Raw genomic sequence first — 2,432 nt, 5'->3', positions numbered from 1 at the left:
CCCAAGGAGAGAAAAGTTAGCGATCGCCTGGGTCAAATTTTGGATCGGCTGCTACAAAATAACATTAAAGATCGTTACCCAGACGCTGCCTCTGCCTTGCAAGCGGTACAGCAAAATTTAAACCCCAGACCTACATCTCCGGTTCCAACTCAATCTCAACGACCGGGTGGTAGTGCCTTGAATTCCGAGGTTGGAGTTGACTATACAAAATTGCGGGATTTACTCGCTAAAAAGAAATGGAAAGAAGCCGATCGGGAAACCTGGGCAGTGATGTGTCTGGTAGTCGGCAAGTCAAGCAATAACTATCTATTCAACAGCGATATTCAAAAGTTTCCTTGCGAGGATTTATGGACGATTGACCAGTTATGGGTAAAGTACAGCCAGGGGCGCTTTGGTTTCAGCGTACAAAAGCAAATTTTTCTGGAGGTTGGGGGAGAATATAGCAATTTTTGCGATCGCGTTGGCTGGCCTACCCACAACCCGTATATTCCTGACTCTGGTTTGAAATTTAGCGACAAGGCACCCATTGGACATCTACCATCGCGGCGGTGGGCGGGTGGTTATGAATGGTGGCGTCACGCCAGTGCAATGGCTGGAAAACTAGAACAGTGCAGTATTGCTTAGCTTTTGCTGCCTTATCAGCGATTTTCATCCTCGGTTGAGCGATTGGAACGGTTTTAGCTAAAAAATTGCCTCAACTGAGATTTCAATCTTGTTTTTTGTGTCCTCCTCTGGTTATAGAAAAATCCATGAGCTAAGTCTACCCGATGAGGCAGGAATACCTTTGACAGCCGATCTAAAGTATGGGTATATACCTTGATTTGTGAAGGAAAAAGAATCGTTTTTTTTGAATTCCTTTACAAAAAATATTGGCAAGCGCTCAACGATCCGGCAAATAGAGGAAAGGAATCCATTCATGTTTTTCCATAAAAAAGAACCCATTCATACTGTTAATATCACAGAGCCGAATCCACGTTATGCCCAGCTACTTCTAGAGCAGTTTGGGGGAGCAACGGGTGAATTAACAGCCGCTTTACAGTATTGGGTGCAGTCGTTTCATTGCGAAAATCCTGGTATTCGGGATATGCTCCAAGATATTGCAATCGAAGAGTTTAGCCACTTAGAAATGGTTGGCAAACTGATTGAATCACATACCAAGAATGTCGATCAAACAGAAGCGTACCGGAGTACGCTCTTCGCTGTACGCGGCATGGGACCACACTTTTTAGATAGTCAGGGAAGCGCTTGGACAGCGAACTATATCAATGAAGGTGGGGATGTTGTGCGCGATCTGCGGGCAGACATCGCCGCTGAGGCTGGGGCACGTCAAACCTATGAGGAGCTGATCAAAATGGCTCCGGATCAAGGTACAAAAGACACCTTGGTACATTTGCTGACTCGCGAAATTTCTCATACGAAGATGTTCATGAATGCACTTTCTTCCTTGGGCAAATTAACAGATCCTTTCTTTGGCAATATCCAGCCGGATGAAACGGTCAATCTTTACTTCAACTTGTCTACGAATGGTAAAGATGAGCGCGGGCCTTGGAACTCGGAACCGGATTTCCAGTATGTCGCCGATCCATCTGCTGAAGTTAAACAGTAAATCGTCAGCAGTAGAACTCAATTAAAAAAGATAGAGTCACGGGGAGGTGTAGCCCAGTGGCTCTATTTTTATGAATAAGTTATTAATAATATTAGAAATCCTCTAACCATCAGCGGTACCCAAATTGGTAAACCACTGGGATAAATTGTCAATTGGAAACGATTGATACAGAAATTGTTACTGGAAACGATATCAAATTGAATAAAGAAACTGCTCAAAAGCCTGTAGTTACACACTTGCCCAAGTCATCTGCCTATCTACTGGTCTCTCACGGAAGCCGCGACCCGCGCCCCCAAGCCGCTGTAGAACAGCTGGCAACCCTGATCTACGAGAAGGCACAGAGGTTGGAGATTGCTTGGGTACAGGCATCTCAACCCGTTCGCTGTTTGGGTGCATCGCCCATGCTAGAAACGCGAAATTTTACGTCTTTACAAGAACCACTGGTGGGTACAGCAGTGCTAGAATTGGCAACCCAGCCGTTGCACGAGCAAATTCGGCAATTTGGCGTTCGCGTAGCGTCTGCGAAGCAGAATCGCGTGACGTCTATAAAGCAGAATCGCGCTGTTGCATCTGAGTACCATTCTGAGAACCCCTGCATTCAGGTGTTGCCGCTGTTTCTACTGCCGGGAGTTCACGTCATGGAGGATATCCCAGAGGAAGTTGCGATCGCTCAAGTAGCGTTTGGCTCTAAATTGAAACTTGACATTCGTCCTCACTTAGGCACTCACCTTGGCTTGAGTCGTCTGTTAGCCAGTCAATTCGCTTCGATAACAGCAGACGCTCGGATTCTCCTAGCTCACGGAAGCCGCCGTGCTGGGGGAAATCA

The 2,432-nt window shown here is 46.3% G+C and carries 3 protein-coding genes; all 3 read left to right on the top strand.

Annotated features, from left to right (window positions below):
• Window positions 1-624 (top strand): GUN4 domain-containing protein (locus tag H6F50_RS07625; protein ID WP_190428066.1); only part of this gene is annotated, 624 nt, incomplete at its 5' end.
• 292 nt (window positions 625-916) lie between these two features.
• Window positions 917-1,606, top strand: coding sequence for a manganese catalase family protein (locus tag H6F50_RS07620; protein ID WP_190411815.1), 690 nt, complete (start codon window positions 917-919; stop codon window positions 1,604-1,606).
• A gap of 197 nt (window positions 1,607-1,803) precedes the next feature.
• On the top strand, window positions 1,804-2,432 hold a 629-nt coding region (locus H6F50_RS07615), incomplete at its 3' end, for a CbiX/SirB N-terminal domain-containing protein (RefSeq protein WP_199292044.1).

Origin of the sequence: Coleofasciculus sp. FACHB-712 (assembly GCF_014695635.1) — a bacterium.
In the GTDB taxonomy this organism is placed as follows: domain Bacteria; phylum Cyanobacteriota; class Cyanobacteriia; order Cyanobacteriales; family FACHB-T130; genus FACHB-T130.
Note: the sequence above shows the minus strand (reverse complement) of the source record. Positions and strands in the feature narration are given on the sequence as shown.